A 21,890-nucleotide genomic window follows, 5' to 3' on the forward strand; every position below is an offset into this window, starting at 1 on the left:
GCCTAACCTTCTTTGCTTTTTAATTTTTCCAGTATCTCTTCCGCCACCTGATTGATGTCCATATCAGAAGAATCCAGATAGACAGCATCCTCCGCCCTCCTGAGAGGAGAGTTCTCGCGGTGCATATCCCGGTAGTCTCTTTCTTCTATATCTTTTTCAATTTCTTTTATATTACAGGGAATCCCCTTTTCTGTCAATTCCAGAAATCTTCTTTTTGCTCTTGTTTCCACACTTGCGGTCAGATAAACCTTCAGATCCGCCTTCGGAAGCACGACAGTTCCGATATCTCTTCCGTCCATCACCACATTCTCCGACGCGGCCAGCTTCTGCTGCAGCTCCACCAGTTTTTCTCTCACCGACAGATATCCGGACACGGCGGAAGCCATCTTCCCCGCGTCTTCTGTCCGCAAAAGTCCAGTCACATTTTCTCTGTTTAAGAATACCTGTTGGACTCCATCCTCATATACGATGGAAATATCCACATCCCCACAGGCTTTTCCAATGGAGGCTTCATCGTCCGGCGAAATCCCCTTTTTCATAAAATATATCCCCATGGCGCGGTACATGGCGCCCGTATCCACATAAACAAAACCGAGCTTCTTCGCCACCAGCTTTGCAATAGTACTCTTTCCGGCCCCTGCGGGCCCGTCAATGGCAATGTTGATACTCATATGCCTTATCCTTTCTCACTGCTCTATTCATTTAGACCGGCTGCCTGGCCCTGCCCGCCGGCACTTCGTCCCGCCGCATATCCCGTTGACCAGGCTATCTGAAGATTATATCCTCCGGTCACCGCATCCAGATCCAGCATTTCGCCGGCAAAATACAGTCCCCCGACAAGCCGGGATTCCATTGTGGCGGGATCGATCTCACGCACCTTCACCCCGCCCTGCGTGATGATTGCCTCTTTATAGTCGCGAAGTCCGGTAAGCGTAACGGTAAATGCTTTCGTGAGACTGACAAGCTCCTCCCGTTCCTCCCGGGAAATCTCATTAACCCTTTTGTCTCCGGAAATCCCGCTTCTTTTTATTATAACAGGAATCAATTTGGAAGGATAGAGGCTTCCCAGAGAATTTTTAAACTGCCGGTTCTTTGTTTCCCCAAAATCCCTCAAAATCCGATGGTCAAGCTGTTCTCTGGAGAGGGAGGGCTTCAGATCGATGCTCAAAAGAAGGGGAGCTTTCCGAATCTGTCTGGTCACAATACTGCTTCCGCTGAGAACAGCCGGTCCGCTGACCCCATAATGGGTGAACAGCATCTCTCCGAACGCTTCATACAGCACCTTTTTCCCGCTGCTGATTTTCAGGCTGACATTCTTCAGAGAAAGTCCCTGAAGTTCTTTGACCCATTCCTCCCCCGCATTAAAAGGTACCAAGGCCGGCGTAAGCTCTGTGATCGTATGACCGGCGGCGCAGGCAAACCTGTATCCGTCTCCCGTGGACCCGGTTGAGGCATAGGACAAACCTCCTGTAGCCAAGATCACCGCGTCCGCCCCGCAGAATTCTCCTCGTTCTGTCAAGACCCCTTTTATCCTCTTTAACTTCTTATTCCCTGCCCCGGCTTCTACCTCCGTGTCTTCTATGACAATCTCTTTTACGGCCTCCTGCAGCCTCACCTCCGCCTTAAGCCTCTTCAGCTCCCTTTCCAGGCAGGCGATCACATCGGAAGAATGGTCAGATGACGGAAACACCCGATTCCCCCGCTCCGTCTTCAGTCTGAGACCGCGCGTTTCCAGAAAGTGCTTCATGTCCTGACTGGAAAAACCATAAAAAGCGCTGTACAAAAATTTAGAATTAGAGACCACATGAGACAAAAGAGTTTCCACATCACAGTCATTTGTCACATTGCAGCGCCCTTTCCCGGTAATGAAAAGCTTTTTTCCCAGCTTTTCATTTTTCTCCAAAAGAATCACCCGATTCTTTTTTTCTGCCGCTCCAATGGCTGCCATCATGCCTGCCGCGCCGCCTCCAACTACTATGATCCTTTTCATACAAAGCCCTCCTGTCCGTACACAGATGCTATTAATTATATTTCAAAAGAGGAATCCCGTCAAACAGTTCTTCCTGCGCTTGTAATTCTATTCGGATTCCGCTAAAATAAAAGAAATACAGAAGGAGGATTCCCAATGAAAAAGAACGATGTTTTCATGATTCACGGCTCTGATTACCGGGAGATGACCAAATCACTGCTGCATGCGGCGGACCTGGCCGGCATGATCAGAAACAGAGAAGCTGTCATTAGCCTCAAGCCCAATCTGGCGGTGTCCAAATCTCCTTCTTCAGGAGCCACCACTCATGCAGAGCTTCTGGACGGCACCATCGAATATTTAAAAGAACAGGGGTTTTCCCATATCCGTATTATGGAAGGCTCCTGGGTCGGAGACAGTACAGAACGTGCCTTCCACGCAGCCGGCTATGACAGAATCTCAAAACTTTACGGTATTCCGCTCATTGATCTCCAAAAAGACAGATTTCAGGAATATGACGCGGCCGGCATGAAAATAAAGCTGTGCGACACAGCCGCTTCCTCGGATTTCGTGATCAATATGCCTGTGCTGAAGGGACACTGCCAGACTACGATCACCTGCGCGCTGAAGAACAATAAGGGAGTCATACCCAACTGTGAAAAGCGGCGTTTCCATACTCTCGGACTGCATAAGCCTATTGCTCATTTAAACACCATTGCAAGAAACGATTTTATCCTGGTAGACAATATATGCGGAGATCTGGATTTTGAAGAGGGCGGAAATCCGGTTCCCATGGACCGTATCCTCGGTTTCGCAGACCCGGTGCTCTGTGATGCCTTTGTATGCGACACCATGGGTTTTTCCACAGAAGAGGTTCCTTATATCCATATGGCGGAAAAGCTTGGAGTCGGTTCTTCCGACCTTTCGCGGGCAGATATCCATATGCTGAACCAGCCCTCTGAACCTGATTTTTCTCCGAAACCGTCCAGACGGGTGGCAGCTTTGGCCCAATACATCTCTCCTGAAAATGCCTGCAGCGCCTGCTACGGCTCTTTGATCCACGCCCTGAACCGGCTGGATGAAGCCGGTCTCCTGAAAAAACAGCTTAAGGATTCACCGATTGCCATCGGACAGGGCTGCCAGGATCGATCTGGATCTGTCGGCATCGGCCGCTGCACCGAAAAATTCTGCCATTCTTTAAAAGGCTGCCCTCCGAAAGCCAACGATATGCTTGAATTTCTGAAAAAAAACTGGCTGAATGATTAATCTCATTCAGCCAGGGTCTGGATAAGCCCTTTTATCTTTTCCATGGGAATTTTCTTTTTACTCCCTTTTATCACCGTCACCATGTTCTCCGGACGGAATATCTCTCTGGCCATCCGCGCCATATCCTTTTCTGTCACTCTTTGAAACGCTTCTTTTTTCCTTTCGATATCCGGATATTCTTCGTCCAATATATGACAGTCATATGCCCGGTTCCAGTTGAAATCATCGGCATCGTCCAACGCCATATCCCCGTTGTCCACATAAATCGCCCTGACGTATTCCAGGCTGCCAGGAGAATGCTTCATCTCCCGAAAGACCTCCATCGTTTTCTGAAAGGCTTTTATAAGCTTTCCGGAAGAAACCTCATAGCTAAGCTGCAGACTGCCCAGATTTTTATAGCGTTCAAACCGGTCATCATAACTGTATATGTATCCGGTCTTCTCCGAAAGCTCCTGATACATACGGCAGTAATCCCCCACGAACAGCATATCATAAAACAGACACAGCATCGCATCGGTATACCTGGATGTGTCCACATCAAAGGATACCGCCAGCTCTGTCTCCCCGCCTTTTATTAAAACAGGCTTTATGCTCCTGTGAAAAAAACTCTCCGGAACCGGGGCCAGATTCATCCGTTTTGTCCCAGCTTCATACCATTCGCTCTGTTCCAGGAGGCTCCGCAGATACCCCAGATTCTCCTGGCTGCACCGTCCAGTCACATACAAAAAAAGATTCCCCGCCGACAAAAACTGCTTCCGATACTCAGACAACGCTTTCTTTCCTGTCCGCTCCAGATTCTTCTTCTTTCCCGCAATGGTCTGTGTCAGGGATGTCCCCTTCCAAACAGTCCGTTCCATCTGCCGTTCTGCAGACTTCTTCTTCTCACATTCCCGAATCTCCGCCTTGACCCGCTTACGCTCAGTCGCAACTTCCTCTTCCGATAAAATCAGTGGTTCAAACAGCTTCACAAATATCTCTGCGGCCTCATTCCAATGTTCTGCAGCGCCGCTAATACTGAATTGTACAAATTCTTTATAGGTCGCGCCATTGAATGAAAGACCGAGCCTGTCCAGAATCTTATAAAACTGCCCCTTCATCAGGCTGTTGATGTTGCGGATGACTACATGCTCATAAAAATGCGCGATACCGTTCTCCTGCTTTTTTTCGTACATGGAGCCTGCTTTCACATACATGCACAGGCAGAAGCTGTGCAGATGCTGATTTGGATAAGAATAGACCGGTATCCCGTTTTTCGTCAGCATACATTGTTCCATCAATCTCAGTTCTCCTAAATCTACTTTTTACTAATAAAAGGCCTGCCGTATATCACGCCAGGCCTTTCTTGCAAAATTCATTTAACGCTTACACAGGATATGCCTTATTGTCCGTATCTGCAACAGCAGGGTCAACCTTGCTCTTCTGCGCTTCTCTGTATTTAAAGAAGTCAACGGCAACCTGAGGGAACAGAGCATAGGAGAGAACATCCTCATCCTGCTCCTTCCACTGAGACATTTCCGCTTCAATCTTATCCAGCTCATTCTCGATCAGATCGGCAGGGCGGCAGGTAATCCTCTTCTCGTCACCAATGCATTTCTTGATCACGTCGGGATTCATAGGCTTAACGGTCTGACCGTATTCACCGCGCAGCAGAGCCTTGGATTCCTTCGTAGCTACCTTATAGCGCTCTCCCATCAGAACATTGAGAACGGCCTGAGTACCTACGATCTGGCTGGAAGGAGTAACCAGAGGGGGCTCTCCAAAGTCTTTCCTCACTCTCGGAACTTCCTCCAGAACTTCCCGGTATTTGTCCTCTGCTCCCTGATCTTTTAACTGGGAAAGCAGATTGCTGAGCATACCGCCAGGTACCTGATACATCAGGGTCTTTACATTTACTCCTAAAACCTTGGGATTCAGAAGGCCGCTCTTAAGTGCTTCCTCCCGGATCGGCGTGAAATAATCGGCAATCTCAGACAGCTTATTCAGATCCAGTCCGGTATCATAAGGAGTATCCTTAAATGCCTCAACCATGACCTCGGTCGCCGGCTGGCTCGTGCCCATTGCCAGAGGTGACATTGCCGTATCAATGATATCACAACCGGCTTCTACCGCTTTCATATAAGTCATGGAAGCAACACCGGAAGTATAATGGGTATGCAGGTCAATGGGCAGAGTAGTAGCGGACTTAAGCGCCTGAACCAGCTCAGTCGCTTTTGCAGGTACCAGAAGACCGGCCATATCCTTGATACAGATGGAATGTGCGCCCATATCTTCAATTCTCTTTGCGATATCCATCCAGTAATCCAGCGTATATGCCTCTCCAAGCGTATAGGAAAGAGCTACCTGTGCATGGCCTTTTTCTTTGACAGCCGCCTTGACTGCACACTCTAAGTTGCGGATATCGTTCAGGCAGTCAAAAATACGAATGATATCAATACCGTTAGCTATGGATTTCTGTACAAAATATTCCACTACATCGTCTGCGTAATGGCGGTATCCCAGGATGTTCTGCCCGCGGAACAGCATCTGCAGTTTAGTATTCTTAAATCCGTCTCTTAATTTCCGGAGCCTTTCCCAGGGATCTTCCTTCAGGAACCGAAGGCTGGCATCAAAGGTGGCGCCGCCCCAGCATTCTACGGCATGATAGCCGATCTTATCCATTTTGTCAACGATGGGAAGCATCTGCTCCGTGGTCATTCTTGTCGCGATCAGGCTCTGATGAGCGTCACGCAATATAGTCTCGGTAATTTTTACCGGTTTTTTCACTACTTCTGACATGTTATTTCCTCCTGTCTTCTCTATTATTTCACACCGAATACTGCCATAAAAGTACCGGCAGCCACTGCCGTACCGATAACACCTGCTACGTTGGGGCCCATGGCGTGCATTAACAGGAAGTTAGTCGGGTCTGCTTCAGCGCCAACCTTCTGGGATACACGGGCAGCCATCGGAACTGCGGATACACCGGCAGAGCCGATGAGCGGATTGATCTTGCCACCGGAGAGCTTACTCATAAGCTTGCCGAGAAGCACACCGGACGCTGTACCGAACGCAAACGCGATCAGTCCCAGTAGGACGATTTTTAAAGTAGCCACATTAAGGAACGCCGACGCACTCGTGGTCGCGCCAACGGAAGTACCAAGCAGGATGACTACGATATACATCATGGCATTGGAAGCAGTCTCTGTCAGCTGTCTTACCACGCCGGATTCTTTAAACAGGTTGCCGAGCATCAGCATACCGACCAGCGGCGCCGTAGAAGGCAGGATCATGCAGACAACGATAGTTACGATGACCGGGAACAGAATCTTCTCCAGTTTGGATACCGGACGAAGCTGTTCCATCTTGATCTTCCGCTCTTTCTCTGTAGTCAGGAGCTTCATGATAGGCGGCTGTATGATCGGCACTAAGGACATATAGGAATACGCCGCTACTGCGATCGGTCCGAGAATCGCCTGCTGTCCCAGCTTGTTGGCCAGGAAGATAGACGTAGGGCCGTCGGCACCGCCGATGATAGCGATGGCTGCAGCCGCTTTGTCACCAAAGCCAAGAAGCATCGCGCCGATATACGCCGCATAAATACCAAACTGAGCAGCCGCTCCCAAAAGGAAGCTCTTTGGATTTGCGATCAGCGGGCCAAAATCTGTCTGCGCGCCTACCCCCATGAAAATCAGGGACGGCAGGATCGCCCACTCATCCAGCTTGAAGAAGTAGTTCAGAAGTCCTCCTTCTTCCATGATCGGCGGATAAATATTAACGAGCAACATACCAAAGGCAATCGGAACGAGAAGAAGGGGTTCAAACCCTTTCGCGACCGCCAGATAAAGGAACACGCAGGCAACTACAATCATCAGGTAGTTTCCCCATTCGAGGCCTAAGAACGCAGTCTGCCCCAGCAGGTTCCCTAACGTATCTAAAATATTCATTGCGCTACCTCCCATTTCGCATTGTAAGATGAATTCGTTTCCAGAAACAATGGAAATGAGTGATTAGTTCAGGGTCGCCAGAACTGCGCCTGCCGCGATCTCGTCGCCGACTGCCACGTCAATGCTGGCTACGGTGCCGTCTTCCGGTGCCACAACGGGAATCTCCATCTTCATCGCCTCAATGACAACGACAGGATCTCCTGCTTTTACCGCCTGTCCCACGCTGGCTTCCACCTTGAAGACCTTTCCGGCCGCACCTGCTTTTACCTGAATGCTGCCCGCGCCGCCTGCCGGTGCTGCTTTCGGAGCCGCTGCAGGAGCCGCCTTGGGAGCTGCTTTCGGAGCCGCCTTGGGAGCCGCTGCCGGCGCGCTGCCTGCGCCCGCTTCTTCCACTGTCACATCATATGCCACGCCATTTACTGTAATTGTATAATTTTTCATTATCATTTCCTCCTGAATTCTTATTTTACCAATTTCTATGCTGTGCTCTCTTGATGGAGCGTACCACAAAACCATCGGTGGAAGTTCCCGCAGATGCCGCCACAGCCGCAGTGATAACCGCTACTAATTCCAGATCATCCGTAACTTCTTCCTCTTCCGCAGGCGCAGCCGGCATAACCGGGGCCGCTGCCTTCGGTGCTTCCAATGCCTCTTTTCCTCTGTTCTCATAAGAACGGACACATTTGCTCATCAGCATGATCACCAGGATGATGATGATCAGTACGACGAACACTGTCCCCATACCGAGAAGCGTATTGGAAAGGGCGTCTGCAAAAATATAACTTAAGTTCATATGCTCACCTCATTTTTAGACTGTTCCGTGTTTTTTGGCCGGGCGCTCTTCCCTTTTGGTGAAAAGCATCTCAAATGCGCCGATCACATATTTCCTTGTATCCTGAGCATCGATGATATTGTCCACATAGCCTCTCTTCGCCGCGGACAGCGCGCTGGACTGGAGCTCTGCGTATGCCTTGGCTTTTTCTGCCAAAAGCGCAGCCCCGTTGTCTGCTTTTTCAATCTCATCTGCATAGATGATCCTTGCAGCGCTGGTGGCATCCATCATACCGACGGAAGCTTCCGGCCATGCGAACACGACATCTGCACCGATGGATTTGCTGTTCATCGCGACATAAGCGCTCCCATAGGCGGCCCCTACGATCACATTTACTTTTGCCACTGTAGCATTGGCAAACGCATAAGTCATATCTGCCACCGCTTTCGCGATCTTCCTTTCCTGGTGCATATCAGCTTTATAACCCTTTACATTGGTAAGTGTCAGAACCGGAATGCTGAATGCGTCGCAGAACTCCACGAATTCTGCAGCCTTTCTGCAGCCGGCGCTTGTCAGCACATTATCAAAGGTCGAGACGGCTTTTCCCTCTTCATCACAAATCTCGGAACGGTTTGCTACCGCACCTACTGTGGTGCCGTTCAGGCGGATAAAACCGGTGACCATTTCCTTTGCGTATTCTCTCTTGGTCTCGAAGAAGAAATTGTCGTCTGAAATCATGGACAGGGCAATGGAGGTATCTCCCGCACAGTTTTCAAGTCCGTCACATACGCGGTTTAAGTCATCTGTACACTCATCATAAGACATATCGTCCTCATTGTTTGCGGGCAAAACAGAAATAAGGGTCCTGATCTCTTCGAAAATTTCAGACTCCGCCGCCGCAACATCCACAGAGCCGATTGCTTCACTCTGATAAGCCGCTGACGCCGTATCGCATTTTGATACAGTATTACCGTCCAGCGCATTGGGAGCGTTTACAAACAGTCTGGCCTTCTCTTTCTCCATGAACGTAAAATCTGTAAGGGCCGGAACTACGCCCATACCGCCGCCGCAGGTTCCGAAAACAGCTGTAATCTGAGGAATCACGCCGGACGCATCCGTCTGATTTTTATAAAGTTCTCCAAATGCCTGCAGGGCGTCTGTTCCTTCCTGAAGCCTGAGTCCGGCACAGTCAACGAGGCCGATGACCGGGGCTCCCATCTTCATAGCCAGAGCGTATACATTGGAAATCTTTTTCGCATGCATCTCGCCCATGGAACCGCCGAGCACGGAAGCGTCCTGGCTGTACACATACACCAGATTACCGTCGATCGTACCGTAACCGGTAATAACGCCATCTGCCGGCGTCTCTTTTTCCGGCAAATTAAAATCAGTGCTTCGGGCTGTTACATAACTGCCGATTTCCACGAAGCTCTGAGCGTCAAGTAAGCCAGCGATTCTCTCGCTTGCTTTTCCTGTTGATAAATTACTCATTTTGCAGTCCTCCATTTTCATTTATTTAAAAGTAAAACAATTTTCTGCCGATTTTAATTATATCTTAAAGGCAATAAATTATCAAGAATTATTTAAGAGTTTTGTCACAATTTAGGAGCTTATCACAAAGAAATAACACTTTCTATGTTTCGAAATACAAACTTAAGTAATGAGAAGTTCAAAGAACTCTCCCATAGAGTAAAAAAACGGCATCAGCCGAAGCTGTGCCGTTCTCGCAGCGCAGAAACCGCGCAGCAGTCCTATATCGCATGAGTTCACAAAAAAGCCCGTTCCGTCCGGGCACTTTCACTGCTCACAGAAAAACTCGATCTCTTCGCCCGCCGGTCCCCTGCAAAATCCTACCCGTATGGAATAAGGAGGCTCGGACGGAAGACAGACATTCTTCGGCTCCACAAGAATCTCATATCCCGCACTCCGTACCCGGGATATCATCTCGTCCGTATCAAACACATGAAAGGCCAAATGGACAGATCTGTTTGGTGATAAAGCGGCATCGTCATCCACTTCTATGATTTCTATAAAACTGCCTCCTCCGGCAGACACCATCGCCCCCCGTGCACCTTCCTTTATCCAGCTTCTTTCCAGGTCAAGCTCCAATAAGCCGGTGTAAAACGCCGTCACTTTTTCAAAATCTTTTCTGGCAGGCTTGATACCCACATGATGAATTCCTTTGATGACCGGATTCATATCCCTTCCTCCCTTCGGCATGAACAAAATAAACCTGCCACACTCGTATCCATAAGATCAGAAAGGCCGGCAGCAGCACAGATTTAATATGGCATTCAGCGCGATTATCTGACAGCACCAATTACTGGCGCCGCCCATACTCCGCCCATAGCCTTCTCCCATGGACTGATACCAGCTCCCTCCAGACTGCAGCTGGTTGAGCAGTGTGCGGAACTGCTGGTTGTCCGGCTCCAGCTCCACCGCTTTTTTCGCCGACTCCATGGCCTCAATATTATTTCCCAGTCCTGAATTGGCAGCAGCATGGTAATAATACCAGGTCCCATTCCGATTGCTGATTCCCGACAATACGTTGAGCGCTTCCTTATAATGCGCAGAATTGATATAATTGGCGGCAGCCCGGAGATGGCTGTCCGTTTCACTCTGATAAGTGTTCTGACGCTGGCTGTTACCGCCGTAAGCGCCTCCGAAACCACCGAAGCCGCCAAAACCGCCGAAACCGCCAAATCCACCGAAGGGATCCTGGTATTCCCGTCCCCCATAGGTACCTCCGCCGTAGCCTCCCGAATCAAAGCTCTCGCTCCCTCCGTTCTGCCTCTGCTTCATGATGATCTCATAAGCCTGCTGAACCTCTTTGAACTTCGCCTCGGCAATCTCCGGATGGGCACTGTTTACATTGGAATCCGGGTGGTATTTCCTGCTCAGATTCCTATATGCTTTTTTTATATCTTCATCGGATGCCGAGGAATCCACTCCCAGCACTTTATAAGGGTCCATGCTATTCTCCCGTTCTTTCTGCTCTCTTCTTTTTTATGATATCGTACTTTGTCCATACACCAGCATACAATATATTCCGTAAAATATCAATATCCTTTAAAATAGGCAGGCGCTCAAATTCCCTGGAGCATTCCGCCATCATCATGGTCAGAACCTGGCCGCACCAGACATCAAACTCTTCCTTTTCTTTCATTTCCCGGAGAGGATTATACCGGTCCTTCTTTTCGTCTTCCTCCAGATCCTCATACGCATCCATTAAATATATGAATTTACCCAGATAAAATCCGATTCGTCTCAGAGAAGCGGCCCACTCATCTTCTTTAAAAACAAGCAGCTCTCCCAGCATTTCTCCGGTGAACCTCGCTGCCGTATCCAGGCTTTTTCCCTTCTTTTCCTCATAGGCATGAAGCTTCTTCAGATATTCCACCATGGAGTTCCACTGACGCGGATATTTTTCCCTTAAAGACGCACAGTCCTTCTTCAGAATCCGGGCCGCCGCCAGACAACCCACATTTCGGTCGTCCATCCAGTCATCCAGCAGATTGTGATAAGTCAGAAGGACCGTCATATCCGCCGCATAGTCAATATAAGGATTCTGAATTGACATATGCTTTGCTGTCGGGTGAAGAGCGCATCTTCTCATGGACAAGAACTCTCCGCCTTCGTAAAGCCCTGTGAGAAGCGCCGCTAAAAATACCATATCATAATTTAGAGCCAGCTGTCCCGTAAATCCGTACCGCATGCGAAGACTCCTGCACAGTCCGCAGTAATATCCCTGATACCGCTGAAAATCCTTGATCTTAAGCTCCGGCTTATTGATCGTCACGTATCCGAACATATGCACACCCTCTCTCGTATCATCGTCTACTGTTCCATAGCAACATGCTTTTGTTGTTTTTATCATAGCACATCCTGAGAAAACTGACACGGTTTTTAGAAATTTATCAAAAAATTATCAATTATTTTAGAAATACACCAAGACAAGCTGACCGCTTCCACCCGCCCCGCCGTGCGGATCTCGCTGGCTGCCACCGTTTCACCGTTCAGGCTGTAAACAATCCTTCCCACGGTCTGCCCTGCTGTCACAGGAGCTTCAAGGCTCTCCTCCAGCGTCTGTTCAATACTTACTTCTTCGCCCTCTTTCATCAGCAGCTCCCATCTGCTTCCCTCTTCCTTTACCTCCACAAGTCCGATCTCCGCTGTGTCCGTAAGTTCTCCGCTTTCCGGTATTCCATTTAACACCGGCACCGGCCTAAGCTCCGGCGCTTTATAGATCTCACGGTATTGGTAATTCTTCAGTCCATAGCCCATCAGTTTTTTGGTATCGCTCCATTTGTAACTCTTATTGTTCGGCCATCCACAGGCCAAAAGAGCCACGATAAACGTCTTCCCGTCCTTTTCCAGAGCCCCGACATAGCAGTATCCCGCATCTCCCGTAAAACCAGTCTTTCCGGAAAAAGCTCCTTCCATCATGGATAAAAAAGCGTTGTGATTATAGCAGGAAAAGCTTCTCCCTGCCGCCGAAAAAGCATAATCTTTTGTTCCCGTGATCTCCCGGAACCGTTCCTTTGCCGGCGATTCCATGGTACAATAGCGCATAATGCGCGCCAGATCCGCCGCAGTCGTGGAGTGGACTTTTTTTTCTCCGTCCACATCTTTTTCCGCATCCAGACCATTAGGCGTCAGAAAACAAGTGTCCTCACATCCGATCTCCCTCGCTTTCTTGTTCATCATTTCCGCAAACCCTTCCACACTTCCTCCGGCCGCTTCCGCGACGGCCACGGCCGAATCGTTATGGGATTCCAGCATCAGAGAATACAGCAGATCCCCAAGACGGTATTCTTCCCCCGCCCGCATACCCAAATGAACCTTTGGCTGAGATGCGGCATACTCGGAAACTGTGACAGCCATATCCTCGTCAAGTGTCTCCAAAGCCAGAATACAGGTCATGATCTTCGTAGTGCTGGCCATGGGCCTTGCCTCGCGGCCGTTTTTCTCAAAAAGGATCCGTCCGGAATCCCCGTCCAGAAGCACGGCAGAAACGGCGTACAGCTGTCCCAGCTCCTCTGGTACAGATACCGTCTCTTCTCCATTTGAGGGGCCGGATCCGGCCGGTTCCTCCGCCAGTATGGGAACTGCCGGGCATGCCGCCAGCACGGCTATGACCAAAGAAAAAAGAACTGCCGCCCATTTTCTCTGGATGCTTTTTTTCTGGTAATAAGGTTTTCGTTTCATGGATACCTACCCGGCTTTTCCGTCATCAGTTCATTTTATGCCGGATTTTCTGCTCTATTCGTCCCGGTTATTTGCATAAACAGAGTCCATATGATACGATACCATATTATAAAACATTTATTACATCTTTAGAAAGAGGAAACGATTTGGAAATTTACCTTATCCGGCACGGTCAGACCGATTGGAATGCCCGCGGCATCATGCAGGGCCAGACTGATATTCCGCTGAACGCGGCCGGCCGCAGCCAGGCAGAAGCCCTGGCTGAATCCCTTAAGGCTCTGCCTATAAAAGCATTATACTCCAGCCCTCTTACACGGGCGCTGGAAACAGCTCAGATACTTGGAAAAGTCCTTCGCCTCACTCCTTTTTTGCTATCCTCCATGAAAGAAACCCACATGGGACGTTGGGAAGGAAAAACATGGGCACAAATCAAAGATTCCGACTCTCGGGCCTACGAAGCCTGGCAGGCAGATCCTTTCCGCATCCCCCATCCTGAAGGAGAGTCCTATGCCCAGGTGGCTGCCCGTGCCAAAGAGGCGCTTCTGTCACTGGAAAAAGGAAAAACACCGGCCGCCGTAGTCACTCATGGTGATGTCATGCTGGCCCTTCAGACCCTGTCCGGAGAAACGTTTACACATGATACCGTCCACGGTATCATGGCCGGTATGGAACGGCTCGGTCTCTCCAACAGCTGTGTCTGGAAGTTTTCCCTGAATGAGGGAAAACTTCAGTTTGACGGACCACTTTTTATTGACAATGGTTTCACGAGGTGATAGACTTTTAATGAAAATCTAGTGCCTTCAGGTGCCGGAGCCGCAAGCTCCGGAGAATAGGGAAGTAAGTGAGATTCTTACGCGGTCCCGCCACTGTAAGGGAAGAAAGAGGATTCAGACGCCACTGTCTGCGGATGGGAAGGCGAATCCATCGAGGAGACCCGAGCCAGGAGACCTGCCTGATGACACCATTTTTGCACAGAAGCTGCGACGATGGTTTCGGTGTAATGCAGACAGAATCTGTTACGGTATTAAGCAGATTCTTTCCGTTATGCCTTTTCCGGTCCAGACCAGAAAAGGCTTTTTATTTTATACTATTTAAGGAGGTCATACCTATGACTAAGAAACAAAGGAAGCTGGTCGTTGCCGCCAGCGCATTTGCTTTGGGGTTTGGAATCATGCCTGCCGCCAATGCCATGCACATCATGGAAGGATATCTTCCTATTTCCCACGCCATCGGCTGGGGCGCCGTCTGTATCCCTTTTCTGCTGGCAGGACTTTTTTCCATTAAAAAGACTGTCTCAGAGCACAGGAGGACACTGACTATCCTGGCCATGGTCGGAGCTTACGCGTTCGTCCTTTCTTCTCTGAAGATTCCTTCCGTAACAGGAAGCAGCTCCCATCCCACCGGAACCGGCCTGGGCGCCATCTTATTCGGGCCCTGTGCCATGAGCGTACTGGGCATTATCGTCCTTCTCTTTCAGGCTATCCTTCTGGCCCACGGCGGACTTACTACCCTCGGCGCCAACACATTCTCCATGGCCATTGCAGGTCCATTCGTTTCCTATGGCGTGTTCAAGCTGGCCACAAAGCTTAAATGTCCGAAATTGGTGTCCGTGTTCCTTGCGGCATTCCTGGGCGATCTCTTCACTTACTGCGTGACTTCCGTCCAGCTGGGCATGGCTCATCCTGGAACAAACGGCGTCGCCGGCTCCTCTCTCGAGTTCCTCGGAATATTTGCGGTGACTCAGATCCCCCTGGCAGTCATCGAAGGCATCCTTACCGCCATCGTGATCATGGGACTGGAAACTTACGCAAAGAGCGAGCTCACAGATCTTGGATATTTTAAGAAGGGAGGACTTGCATGATGGAACAGACAAAAACATCTTCGGGCAAATGGAAGACCGTCCTGATCCTGCTTTTAATCTGCGTACTGATCGCAGTCATCCCTCTTGCCATAAACAAAGATTCTGAATTCGGCGGCGCCGACGGGGCGGCCGAAGACGCAATCTCAGAAATCGATCCTGATTATGAGGTCTGGGCCTCTCCTGTTCTGGAGCCTCCCGGCGGAGAAACGGAATCCCTGCTGTTCTGCCTTCAGGCGGCCATTGGTTCCGGCATCTTCTTCTATTTTTTCGGCGTAATGAGAGAACGGCATAGAAAAGAAGCGGGAAATCAGCAGTAAAAACAGTTAAGAACGATAAAGGAGCCTAATATCCATGCAAAAGACAGGAATCCTGGTCGTCAGTTTTGGGACCAGCTATCATGATTCATTGGTCAATAATATACAGGCTATAGAAGAAAGTATCGGAAAAGAATTTCCAGAGTGTGAACTCCGCCGCGCTTTTACCAGCGGCATGATCATCCGGAAGCTGCAAAAACGGGACAGCTTCCGTGTATATACGGTGGAAGAAGCTTTGGAATCCTTTGTTGTGGACGGCTTTACCGATCTTATCGTTCAGCCGACCCACATCATCAACGGTATCGAAAATGATATCATGCTGGATACGGTGCGTTCCTATCTGGACAAGTTTCATTCTGTCCGTGTAGGCACTCCTCTCCTGACTACCACCGATGACTATCGTGCCCTGATCGACGGAGTCATGTGTGAATTCTCCAGTTTGGAAGACGATGAATTTCTGGTCTTCATGGGCCACGGGACGGAGCATGACGCCAATGCTGTCTATCCTGCGCTGGATTATATGCTGAAAGCAGACGGGCACACCAATGTTTATATCGGCACTGTAGAAGGGTATCCGGATCTGTCCCTTGTTAAAGAGCTGGTCCGTAAAAAAGCTCCTAAACGGATTCTTCTGGCCCCGCTGATGATCGTGGCCGGCGACCATGCCACCAACGACATGGCCGGGGAAGAAAAGGATTCCTGGAAAAACGAGTTCCAAAGGGAAGGTTACGAAGTGGATTGTATCCTTAAGGGGCTCGGAGAATATCCCGCTGTCCGGAATATCTTCGTAACACATGCCAAAGAAGCCGCTCCCTTGTAGAAAAAACCAGTTGAGGAATATAAATTTTTAAAACAAATCGGGAAAGCCATATGGCTTTCCCGTCATTATTTTATGAAACTTAACATTTACTGCGATATTTTGGAAAACAGCGTCTCCATTATGGTCGTCTCGTCAATCAGAGCGCATTCCTGCTGGTAAGCATGCTCTTCAATAGAACATTCCAGAACCAGGTTCCCGTCCAGGAAAGTCCACGCATAGTATTCCACATAGTTGCTGTCTTCGTCAAAGGTATAGCTCACCTTGATGTAGCCGACTTCTCTTCCGCCTGCCTGAACTTTTTTGAGCTCCTGCACCTCCACGTTGGTATAGTCATCATCCTCCTGGTAATATGCCACATCGTCCTTGCGGTCCTGGACCAGCTGCTCTTCCGTGTAGTCGGAGCTCAGCCGGTAGGTCAGATACACGTCGTCGAAATCCTGATCGTTCGTATCCGTAAAAGCAAGATATGTTTCATCCGAATACGGATTCAGTACATAGCCGTCCGGAGCGCCGACATTTACGCTCCCGTCACCAAAATAATTCTTAAGCGTATAGCTGCCGTCGGCGTTGGGGGTGATGCCGGCTTCCTCTCCGCTCTCGCTCTCACCTGCCTGAGTACCCTCTTCCGTGCTCCCCGGTTCATTTCCGTTTCCGCCCAGGAAGTCATCCAGCTGGTTGTCTCCTGTTCCGTCTGAAGAAGCGGATTTCGCCTCCTCCGGTACTACGATCTCATTCACATTATCAAATCCCGTATAAGCAAAAGTAAGAATAAAGCTGTCAACATAAGCTTCCGCACCACTTTCTTCGGCAGCGCCATCCATCAGCTGAGACATGCCTTCACTGCAGTCCATGATCATTTCCACCGGAAGCATAGTCTTTTTATCAATCTTCATGGTCACATCAGCGCTGAATTTCGACCAGTCCATTTCTCCTGACATCTCTCCCATGCTGTCAGACATCTCTCCCATCATGTCTTCCATCAGATCGCCGGAAACCTTGGATCTCAGGACATACACGTCTTTCCCGTCCACCTTCTCCAGCTTATCGTTCAGCGTATATGCCACAGAGCTGTCAAACAAAGACTGAATGGATTCCATCTGATCTTCCTCCGGAAGCTCAGCCTCCGTTCTGGTCCACTGGTCCATACTCTTCGTATAAGTTACGGCTTTTCCGTCCTCAACTACCGTATAGGATTCTATATCCACGCTGAGGCCCATCAGACTCATGGAAACATTTCCTTTCATATGGGTTGCCATAGGCTCCTGAATGACGTCCATGTCAACATCCATATTCACATCGATATCCACGCTCACGCCGCTATGCTCCACGGACATTCCCATATCCAGCTTCATATTCGCACTCATGGAACTGATCTTCTCCACGTTTGCCTGTACTTCTTTCATGAGGCTTTCCGCGGTTATCTTTTTCCCGCAGCCGGAAAACGCTGCTGCTGCTGCCAGCAGCACACATAATACCAATCCGATCCATTGTTTTCTTCTTTTCATTTTCTCCTCTTTTCCTCCCTTATTTTTCCATGTTGTGACTCTTAAGTCATCTATGTCATCATGCCGTCAGACCGGTCCATAGCCATATATCACAATATTCTGGCCGTCATCTGACTCTGCATAAATCCATCCATCATAAATACTTTTTATCGACGCATCTTCCGAAATACTCTGCCTGCTCTCCAAAATACCATTATCCATGACCTGATAAAGAATCCTGTCATTGTAATCAAACAGATAAATCTCCGTATCATCGGCAAATGCATCCATCCAGGAAATCTCCTCCGTCAAAAACGATTCTGTTCCCTGCAGGAAATCCACTTCATAATAAACCCAACTGTACCGGTTCCCTCTTTCAGCCCCCGTACAATAAACGGCTGAATCCGAAGTCATGGAAATCACAAAGCCGTCTTCGGACTTGGATTCCCCCAGAACCGTATAAAGCTCCTTTGCCGGATCATACCGGTAAAAGATGAGCGCTGACCATTCATATGACTGCCCTGTCCCCTCCGCTTCTGCGAAATACAAGGCTCCGTCCCGCATCTCCATATAACGGCAGTCTGCGGATATCTCCATGATATTCCCATCTCCGTCAATCTGATACAAGACCGCCTCCGCGTCCATGCCGTCTGCCTGCTCCATACAATACATATAGCTTCCGCAGCACTGTGCCCGGCCGATCCGTTCCATGACGAGAACAGGCTGGCTGTCTTCCATATTTACCCGATACAGATTACTCGTCTCCCCTTCCCCGGGGCCGGATAAAAAATAATAGTCTGCTCCGATCCGTCCGACAGGCTCCGGAATATCTTCACATATTCCAATTATCTGCTCACCGGAACCATTGATCTCATTCCGATAGATCGCATAGGCATCCTCTTCCGTCTTCTTGGCATAAATGAGTTCGTCTCCGTTAAAGGCGATCTGACAGTATATCCCTGGAATCGACAGTTCCCAAAGCACCTGTCCCTGTGAATAGATATTCACACCTGTTCCTTCCGCCACAGCAGCAGTGAGTCCTCCCTGAGCAGCCAGGCAATAGCCCTCTGCAAAATCCAGATTCGAACCAGAAGAATCCCCTGACTCCGTCCACATGGTCTCTGACTCCTCCATGGTCTCCGACTTAATGACGGTCTGTGACTCGCCAGAAAGGCCAGCTTCCGCGACTCTGCTCTGGCGTTCCAGCTCAGGATATGTACCCAGGCACCCCATTCCTTCTTCGATGACGCTCTGGGCGGATTCGTAATCTCCCTCCAGAAGATAAATATCCACCAGCTTTACATAGGGTTCTTCATCCCTTCCGGGCTCCAAAGAAATAGCTTCTCGATAAGAAATGGCCGCCTCCTCATAGCTTCCTTCCTCCTGATAGATGTCGCCCAGCTCAATGGCCTCACGCCACCGTCCAGATGCACGGGATTCATGCTTTTCAAATACCATCATGCAGGCTGACAGGATGAGAATCAGGCTGAGACACAGGACTCCCAGCAGGACCGCCAGCTTTTTCTGGCTGTCTTTTTTCATATCACTGTCCCCTCGTCTCGTCAATCATGTACAGCAGCGCATTACAAATGGCCGCTGCCACATTGCTTCCGCCTTTCCGTCCCCGCGCCACGATATAAGGCACCTCTGTTGCCATGATCAGCTCTTTAGACTGAACTACATTCACAAATCCCACCGGTACTCCGATGACCAATGCAGGATGAATCCTTCCTTCTTTGATCAGCTCATACAGACGGACCAGTGCTGTGGGCGCGTTGCCGACGGCAAAGATAAGAGGCCCTTCCATGGAAGCTGCCTTATCAACGCCCGCCACCGCCCTCGTAGTGCCGTTTTCTCTCGCCTGACGCGCCACATCCTCGTCTCCCATGAAGCAGTATACCTGTCCCCCATACCGGGCCAGGGATCTTTTATTGATCCCGGACCGTCCCATCTGAGTATCTGTCACTATGGACGCCCCGCACCGGATAGCCTCCAGCGCCTTTCCGATGACACCATCTGAAAAACAAAGAGTGTCCGCGTATTCAAAATCCGCTGAAGTATGGATGACACGTTTTATTACCGGCGCCTTGTCCTCATCAAGCTTCCGGCCTCCCAGCTCTTCTGTGATGATCTCAAAACTGCGGGCTTCAATCTCACCGGGCAGGACATTCTCCAACGTTACTTTCATCGTTTCCTCCTAATATTCAATACCTTTTCTGGCGGCAATCCCTTTATCAAACGGATGTTTCACTTTTTTTATCTCCGACACGTAGTCAGCCGCTTCCATGAGCTCCGGGGCCGGGCCGCGTCCTGTCATGACGACTTCCAGATTATCCGGCTTCGTCCGGAGGAATTCGAGCAGTCCTTCCCGATCGATCAAGCCATGGTTGTAAGTCGCTATGATCTCATCCATGATTAAAACCGTATCGTTCTTTCCGGCTGCGGCTGCCGCAGCAGCCGCAGCCTGGCGGAATACCTTCTGATACACTACAGCCGCTTCCCTCTTCTGCTCCTCGCTCATCTGAAAATAAAATCCAAAACTCTTCTCACAGGGTATCATCACAACTCCAGGTATATCCCGCAGTACCGCCAGTTCTCCGGACGCGTCTGTCTTTAAAAATCTGGAAAACACCACAGTGAGTCCTGTCCCGGCACTCCTCACGGCTTGTCCGATGGCCGCCGTCGTCTTCCCTTTTCCATCGCCGCAGTAAATCTGTATCAATCCCTTCATGCAGCCGTCCTTTCCCTTATAGGTCTATAAACCGGCCTCCAGAATACGGTATACCGCATTCATATCCATGCCCTGCCTTATCCCATCGGCCAGAATATCATACTGCCTTTCCTTATAAGCTTCCATATCAAAAGCCTGAACTTCTGAAATATCCAGTCCCTTCTTTTCATACAGGCTGCCAATCACAGCTTTCAGAACAGCCTCCTCGTCGAAGATGCCATGGACATATGTACCATAAATGCTTCCGCTCTGAGCGCCGTCAGCCTTTCCGACACTGTCGAGCCAAGTAAGCGGACTTCCGTCCCCTTTTAAGCTGCTTTTTCCCATGTGAATCTCATAGCCTTTGAACCGGACGCCAGACAAGCCGGCCAGAATACCGGACACATCCCGAAATTTTCCTTCTACCTGTGTCCTGGTCTTATGCTCTTCAAATACCGTATCCATAGGCAGAAGTCCCATGCCCCGGATACTGCCTCCGGCCTCCACTCCAAAAGGATCCGACAGCGTCTCCCCCAGCATTTGATAGCCGCCGCAGATACCCATGACAATTGTTCCCGCAAAAGAAGCCTTTATCACCGCAGCCTCCAGTCCGTTCTGACGCATCCACAAAAGATCTTCCATGGTATTTTTCGTTCCCGGGAGAAGGATCATGTCAGGCTTTCCCAGCTGTCCCGCCGCCGTCACATACCGGAGCGTAACCCCCTCCATAGCTTCAAGCGGCCTGAAATCCGTAAAGTTGGAAATTCTGGGCACCCGGATGACCGCGATATCCACAAGCCCTCCGCCCTCATGTCGGTCAAACCTCTCTGTCAGGCTGTCCTCATCATCTATATCCACATGGAGGTACGGAATGACCCCTACAGTAGGAATGTGGATTCTCTCCTCCAGCATCTGTATGCCGGGATCCAGTATAGTCTTATCGCCCCGGAATTTATTGATGACTGTCCCCTTTATCATGGAACGCTCTTCCTTTTCCAAAAGAGCGACCGTTCCGACCAGCTGGGCAAATACCCCGCCTCTGTCAATGTCTCCGGCCAGAAGCACAGGAGCGCCTGCCAGCTTTGCCATGCCCATATTGACGATATCATCCGATTTCAGATTGATCTCTGCGGGGCTTCCCGCCCCTTCCAAGACAATTATATCATATTCTTCCGCCAAAGAGTTGTATGCTTTCATAATATCGGGAACCAACGCCTTTTTATAGCGGAAATAGTCCCGCGCCGCCATGTTCCCTCGCACTTCTCCATTCACGATCACCTGGGATCCAGTGTCATTGGTAGGTTTTAACAGAATCGGATTCATCCGCACCGAGGGCTCGATTCCCGCCGCTTCCGCCTGCATGACCTGGGCCCTTCCCATCTCCAGCCCCTCTTTGGTGATAAAGGAATTAAGCGCCATATTCTGTGATTTGAACGGCGCTACTTTGTATCCGTCCTGTCTCATGACCCGCAGCAGCCCGCCCGTCAAAAGACTCTTTCCCGCATTGGACATGGTCCCCTGTATCATCAGTGCTTTCGCCATGTGTTTGTCCTCCTGTCACTTTCC

The 21,890-nt window shown here is 49.8% G+C and carries 22 protein-coding genes and 1 riboswitch; of the genes, 5 read left to right on the forward strand and 17 right to left on the reverse strand.

From position 1 onward, the window contains the following. Window positions 1-2 precede the first annotated feature (2 nt). Window positions 3-671: a (d)CMP kinase gene (cmk, locus tag LQE92_RS00820; RefSeq protein ID WP_231061120.1), complete on the reverse strand. Its 669-nt coding sequence runs from the start codon at window positions 669-671 to the stop codon at window positions 3-5. Between the two features lie 23 nt (window positions 672-694). Further along, window positions 695-1,990, reverse strand: a complete 1,296-nt coding sequence (locus tag LQE92_RS00825) for a BaiN/RdsA family NAD(P)/FAD-dependent oxidoreductase (RefSeq protein WP_231061121.1) — start codon at window positions 1,988-1,990, stop codon at window positions 695-697. Window positions 1,991-2,125: 135 nt separating this feature from the next. On the opposite strand from LQE92_RS00825, the gene LQE92_RS00830 reads away from it, so the two are divergent. Next, window positions 2,126-3,232, forward strand: a complete 1,107-nt coding sequence (locus tag LQE92_RS00830; protein ID WP_231061122.1) for a DUF362 domain-containing protein — start codon at window positions 2,126-2,128, stop codon at window positions 3,230-3,232. 2 nt (window positions 3,233-3,234) lie between these two features. On the opposite strand, the gene LQE92_RS00835 is transcribed toward LQE92_RS00830, so the two are convergent. From LQE92_RS00835 to LQE92_RS00880, 10 genes are all read right to left on the reverse strand, one after another. Further along, entirely contained in the window at window positions 3,235-4,506 is a 1,272-nt protein-coding gene (locus LQE92_RS00835) for a M16 family metallopeptidase (protein WP_231061848.1), read from the reverse strand. 88 nt (window positions 4,507-4,594) lie between these two features. Further along, window positions 4,595-6,007: an oxaloacetate decarboxylase subunit alpha gene (locus tag LQE92_RS00840; RefSeq protein ID WP_147595747.1), complete on the reverse strand. Its 1,413-nt coding sequence runs from the start codon at window positions 6,005-6,007 to the stop codon at window positions 4,595-4,597. A 23-nt stretch (window positions 6,008-6,030) separates the two neighbouring features. Continuing rightward, the gene (locus LQE92_RS00845; protein WP_231061123.1) at window positions 6,031-7,155 is read right to left on the reverse strand and encodes a sodium ion-translocating decarboxylase subunit beta; all 1,125 of its coding nucleotides are present in this window, start codon (window positions 7,153-7,155) and stop codon (window positions 6,031-6,033) included. A gap of 63 nt (window positions 7,156-7,218) precedes the next feature. Further along, complete coding sequence (locus LQE92_RS00850; RefSeq protein WP_231061124.1) at window positions 7,219-7,596, reverse strand: biotin/lipoyl-containing protein; 378 nt, start codon at window positions 7,594-7,596, stop codon at window positions 7,219-7,221. 25 nt (window positions 7,597-7,621) lie between these two features. Continuing rightward, window positions 7,622-7,948: an OadG family transporter subunit gene (locus tag LQE92_RS00855; RefSeq protein ID WP_231061125.1), complete on the reverse strand. Its 327-nt coding sequence runs from the start codon at window positions 7,946-7,948 to the stop codon at window positions 7,622-7,624. A 15-nt stretch (window positions 7,949-7,963) separates the two neighbouring features. Then, a complete protein-coding gene (locus LQE92_RS00860; RefSeq protein ID WP_231061126.1) occupies window positions 7,964-9,418 on the reverse strand; it encodes an acyl-CoA carboxylase subunit beta in 1,455 nt (484 codons plus the stop codon). Between the two features lie 306 nt (window positions 9,419-9,724). After that, window positions 9,725-10,126, reverse strand: coding sequence for a VOC family protein (locus tag LQE92_RS00865; protein WP_231061127.1), 402 nt, complete (start codon window positions 10,124-10,126; stop codon window positions 9,725-9,727). A 57-nt stretch (window positions 10,127-10,183) separates the two neighbouring features. After that, window positions 10,184-10,900 carry a J domain-containing protein gene (locus tag LQE92_RS00870; protein WP_231061128.1) on the reverse strand — a complete coding sequence of 239 codons (717 nt, stop codon included), beginning with the start codon at window positions 10,898-10,900 and terminating at the stop codon, window positions 10,184-10,186. A 1-nt stretch (window position 10,901) separates the two neighbouring features. After that, entirely contained in the window at window positions 10,902-11,804 is a 903-nt protein-coding gene (locus LQE92_RS00875) for a DUF5685 family protein (protein WP_231061129.1), read from the reverse strand. Window positions 11,805-11,833: 29 nt separating this feature from the next. Further along, window positions 11,834-13,135 carry a D-alanyl-D-alanine carboxypeptidase family protein gene (locus tag LQE92_RS00880; protein ID WP_231061130.1) on the reverse strand — a complete coding sequence of 434 codons (1,302 nt, stop codon included), beginning with the start codon at window positions 13,133-13,135 and terminating at the stop codon, window positions 11,834-11,836. A 146-nt stretch (window positions 13,136-13,281) separates the two neighbouring features. Between LQE92_RS00880 and LQE92_RS00885 the strand changes: the two genes are divergently transcribed. The 4 genes from LQE92_RS00885 to LQE92_RS00900 all read left to right on the forward strand — a co-directional run bounded on the left by LQE92_RS00885 (window position 13,282) and on the right by LQE92_RS00900 (window position 16,130). Continuing rightward, a complete protein-coding gene (locus LQE92_RS00885; RefSeq protein WP_231061131.1) occupies window positions 13,282-13,908 on the forward strand; it encodes a histidine phosphatase family protein in 627 nt (208 codons plus the stop codon). Between the two features lie 12 nt (window positions 13,909-13,920). Beyond that, window positions 13,921-14,105: riboswitch (cobalamin riboswitch) on the forward strand. A 138-nt stretch (window positions 14,106-14,243) separates the two neighbouring features. After that, the gene (locus LQE92_RS00890) at window positions 14,244-14,996 is read left to right on the forward strand and encodes an energy-coupling factor ABC transporter permease (protein WP_231061132.1); all 753 of its coding nucleotides are present in this window, start codon (window positions 14,244-14,246) and stop codon (window positions 14,994-14,996) included. Continuing rightward, on the forward strand, window positions 14,993-15,313 hold the full coding sequence (locus LQE92_RS00895; RefSeq protein WP_231061133.1) for an energy-coupling factor ABC transporter substrate-binding protein: 321 nt from the start codon (window positions 14,993-14,995) through the stop codon (window positions 15,311-15,313). Before LQE92_RS00890 ends, LQE92_RS00895 begins: the two co-directional genes overlap by 4 nt. 34 nt (window positions 15,314-15,347) lie before the next feature. Further along, entirely contained in the window at window positions 15,348-16,130 is a 783-nt protein-coding gene (locus tag LQE92_RS00900) for a sirohydrochlorin cobaltochelatase (protein WP_231061134.1), read from the forward strand. Between the two features lie 86 nt (window positions 16,131-16,216). Here the strand turns inward: LQE92_RS00900 and LQE92_RS00905 are convergent, their stop codons facing one another. The 5 genes from LQE92_RS00905 to LQE92_RS00925 all read right to left on the reverse strand — a co-directional run bounded on the left by LQE92_RS00905 (window position 16,217) and on the right by LQE92_RS00925 (window position 21,866). Next, window positions 16,217-17,635: a DUF6612 family protein gene (locus tag LQE92_RS00905; RefSeq protein ID WP_231061135.1), complete on the reverse strand. Its 1,419-nt coding sequence runs from the start codon at window positions 17,633-17,635 to the stop codon at window positions 16,217-16,219. Window positions 17,636-17,701: 66 nt separating this feature from the next. Continuing rightward, a complete protein-coding gene (locus LQE92_RS00910; RefSeq protein WP_231061136.1) occupies window positions 17,702-19,156 on the reverse strand; it encodes a tetratricopeptide repeat protein in 1,455 nt (484 codons plus the stop codon). A 1-nt stretch (window position 19,157) separates the two neighbouring features. After that, a complete protein-coding gene (locus LQE92_RS00915; protein WP_231061137.1) occupies window positions 19,158-19,802 on the reverse strand; it encodes a precorrin-8X methylmutase in 645 nt (214 codons plus the stop codon). A 9-nt stretch (window positions 19,803-19,811) separates the two neighbouring features. After that, the gene (locus LQE92_RS00920; RefSeq protein WP_231061138.1) at window positions 19,812-20,345 is read right to left on the reverse strand and encodes a cob(I)yrinic acid a,c-diamide adenosyltransferase; all 534 of its coding nucleotides are present in this window, start codon (window positions 20,343-20,345) and stop codon (window positions 19,812-19,814) included. Between the two features lie 24 nt (window positions 20,346-20,369). Further along, entirely contained in the window at window positions 20,370-21,866 is a 1,497-nt protein-coding gene (locus LQE92_RS00925) for a cobyric acid synthase (RefSeq protein ID WP_231061139.1), read from the reverse strand. Window positions 21,867-21,890 lie beyond the last annotated feature (24 nt).

It is taken from the genome of Lientehia hominis (genome assembly GCF_021044755.1).
GTDB lineage: Bacteria > Bacillota > Clostridia > Lachnospirales > Lachnospiraceae > Lientehia > Lientehia hominis.

Bases quoted from the DNA above. Each gene is read 5' to 3' on its own strand.
- cmk (WP_231061120.1), bottom strand. From the start codon at position 671: ATGAGTATCAACATTGCCATTGACGGGCCCGCAGGGGCCGGAAAGAGT.
- LQE92_RS00825 (WP_231061121.1), bottom strand. From the start codon at position 1,990: ATGAAAAGGATCATAGTAGTTGGAGGCGGCGCGGCAGGCATGATGGCA.
- LQE92_RS00830 (WP_231061122.1), top strand. From the start codon at position 2,126: ATGAAAAAGAACGATGTTTTCATGATTCACGGCTCTGATTACCGGGAG.
- LQE92_RS00835 (WP_231061848.1), bottom strand. From the start codon at position 4,506: ATGGAACAATGTATGCTGACGAAAAACGGGATACCGGTCTATTCTTAT.
- LQE92_RS00840 (WP_147595747.1), bottom strand. From the start codon at position 6,007: ATGTCAGAAGTAGTGAAAAAACCGGTAAAAATTACCGAGACTATATTG.
- LQE92_RS00845 (WP_231061123.1), bottom strand. From the start codon at position 7,155: ATGAATATTTTAGATACGTTAGGGAACCTGCTGGGGCAGACTGCGTTC.
- LQE92_RS00850 (WP_231061124.1), bottom strand. From the start codon at position 7,596: ATGAAAAATTATACAATTACAGTAAATGGCGTGGCATATGATGTGACA.
- LQE92_RS00855 (WP_231061125.1), bottom strand. From the start codon at position 7,948: ATGAACTTAAGTTATATTTTTGCAGACGCCCTTTCCAATACGCTTCTC.
- LQE92_RS00860 (WP_231061126.1), bottom strand. From the start codon at position 9,418: ATGAGTAATTTATCAACAGGAAAAGCAAGCGAGAGAATCGCTGGCTTA.
- LQE92_RS00865 (WP_231061127.1), bottom strand. From the start codon at position 10,126: ATGAATCCGGTCATCAAAGGAATTCATCATGTGGGTATCAAGCCTGCC.
- LQE92_RS00870 (WP_231061128.1), bottom strand. From the start codon at position 10,900: ATGGACCCTTATAAAGTGCTGGGAGTGGATTCCTCGGCATCCGATGAA.
- LQE92_RS00875 (WP_231061129.1), bottom strand. From the start codon at position 11,804: ATGATAAAAACAACAAAAGCATGTTGCTATGGAACAGTAGACGATGAT.
- LQE92_RS00880 (WP_231061130.1), bottom strand. From the start codon at position 13,135: ATGAAACGAAAACCTTATTACCAGAAAAAAAGCATCCAGAGAAAATGG.
- LQE92_RS00890 (WP_231061132.1), top strand. From the start codon at position 14,244: ATGACTAAGAAACAAAGGAAGCTGGTCGTTGCCGCCAGCGCATTTGCT.
- LQE92_RS00895 (WP_231061133.1), top strand. From the start codon at position 14,993: ATGATGGAACAGACAAAAACATCTTCGGGCAAATGGAAGACCGTCCTG.
- LQE92_RS00900 (WP_231061134.1), top strand. From the start codon at position 15,348: ATGCAAAAGACAGGAATCCTGGTCGTCAGTTTTGGGACCAGCTATCAT.
- LQE92_RS00905 (WP_231061135.1), bottom strand. From the start codon at position 17,635: ATGAAAAGAAGAAAACAATGGATCGGATTGGTATTATGTGTGCTGCTG.
- LQE92_RS00910 (WP_231061136.1), bottom strand. From the start codon at position 19,156: ATGAAAAAAGACAGCCAGAAAAAGCTGGCGGTCCTGCTGGGAGTCCTG.
- LQE92_RS00915 (WP_231061137.1), bottom strand. From the start codon at position 19,802: ATGAAAGTAACGTTGGAGAATGTCCTGCCCGGTGAGATTGAAGCCCGC.
- LQE92_RS00920 (WP_231061138.1), bottom strand. From the start codon at position 20,345: ATGAAGGGATTGATACAGATTTACTGCGGCGATGGAAAAGGGAAGACG.
- LQE92_RS00925 (WP_231061139.1), bottom strand. From the start codon at position 21,866: ATGGCGAAAGCACTGATGATACAGGGGACCATGTCCAATGCGGGAAAG.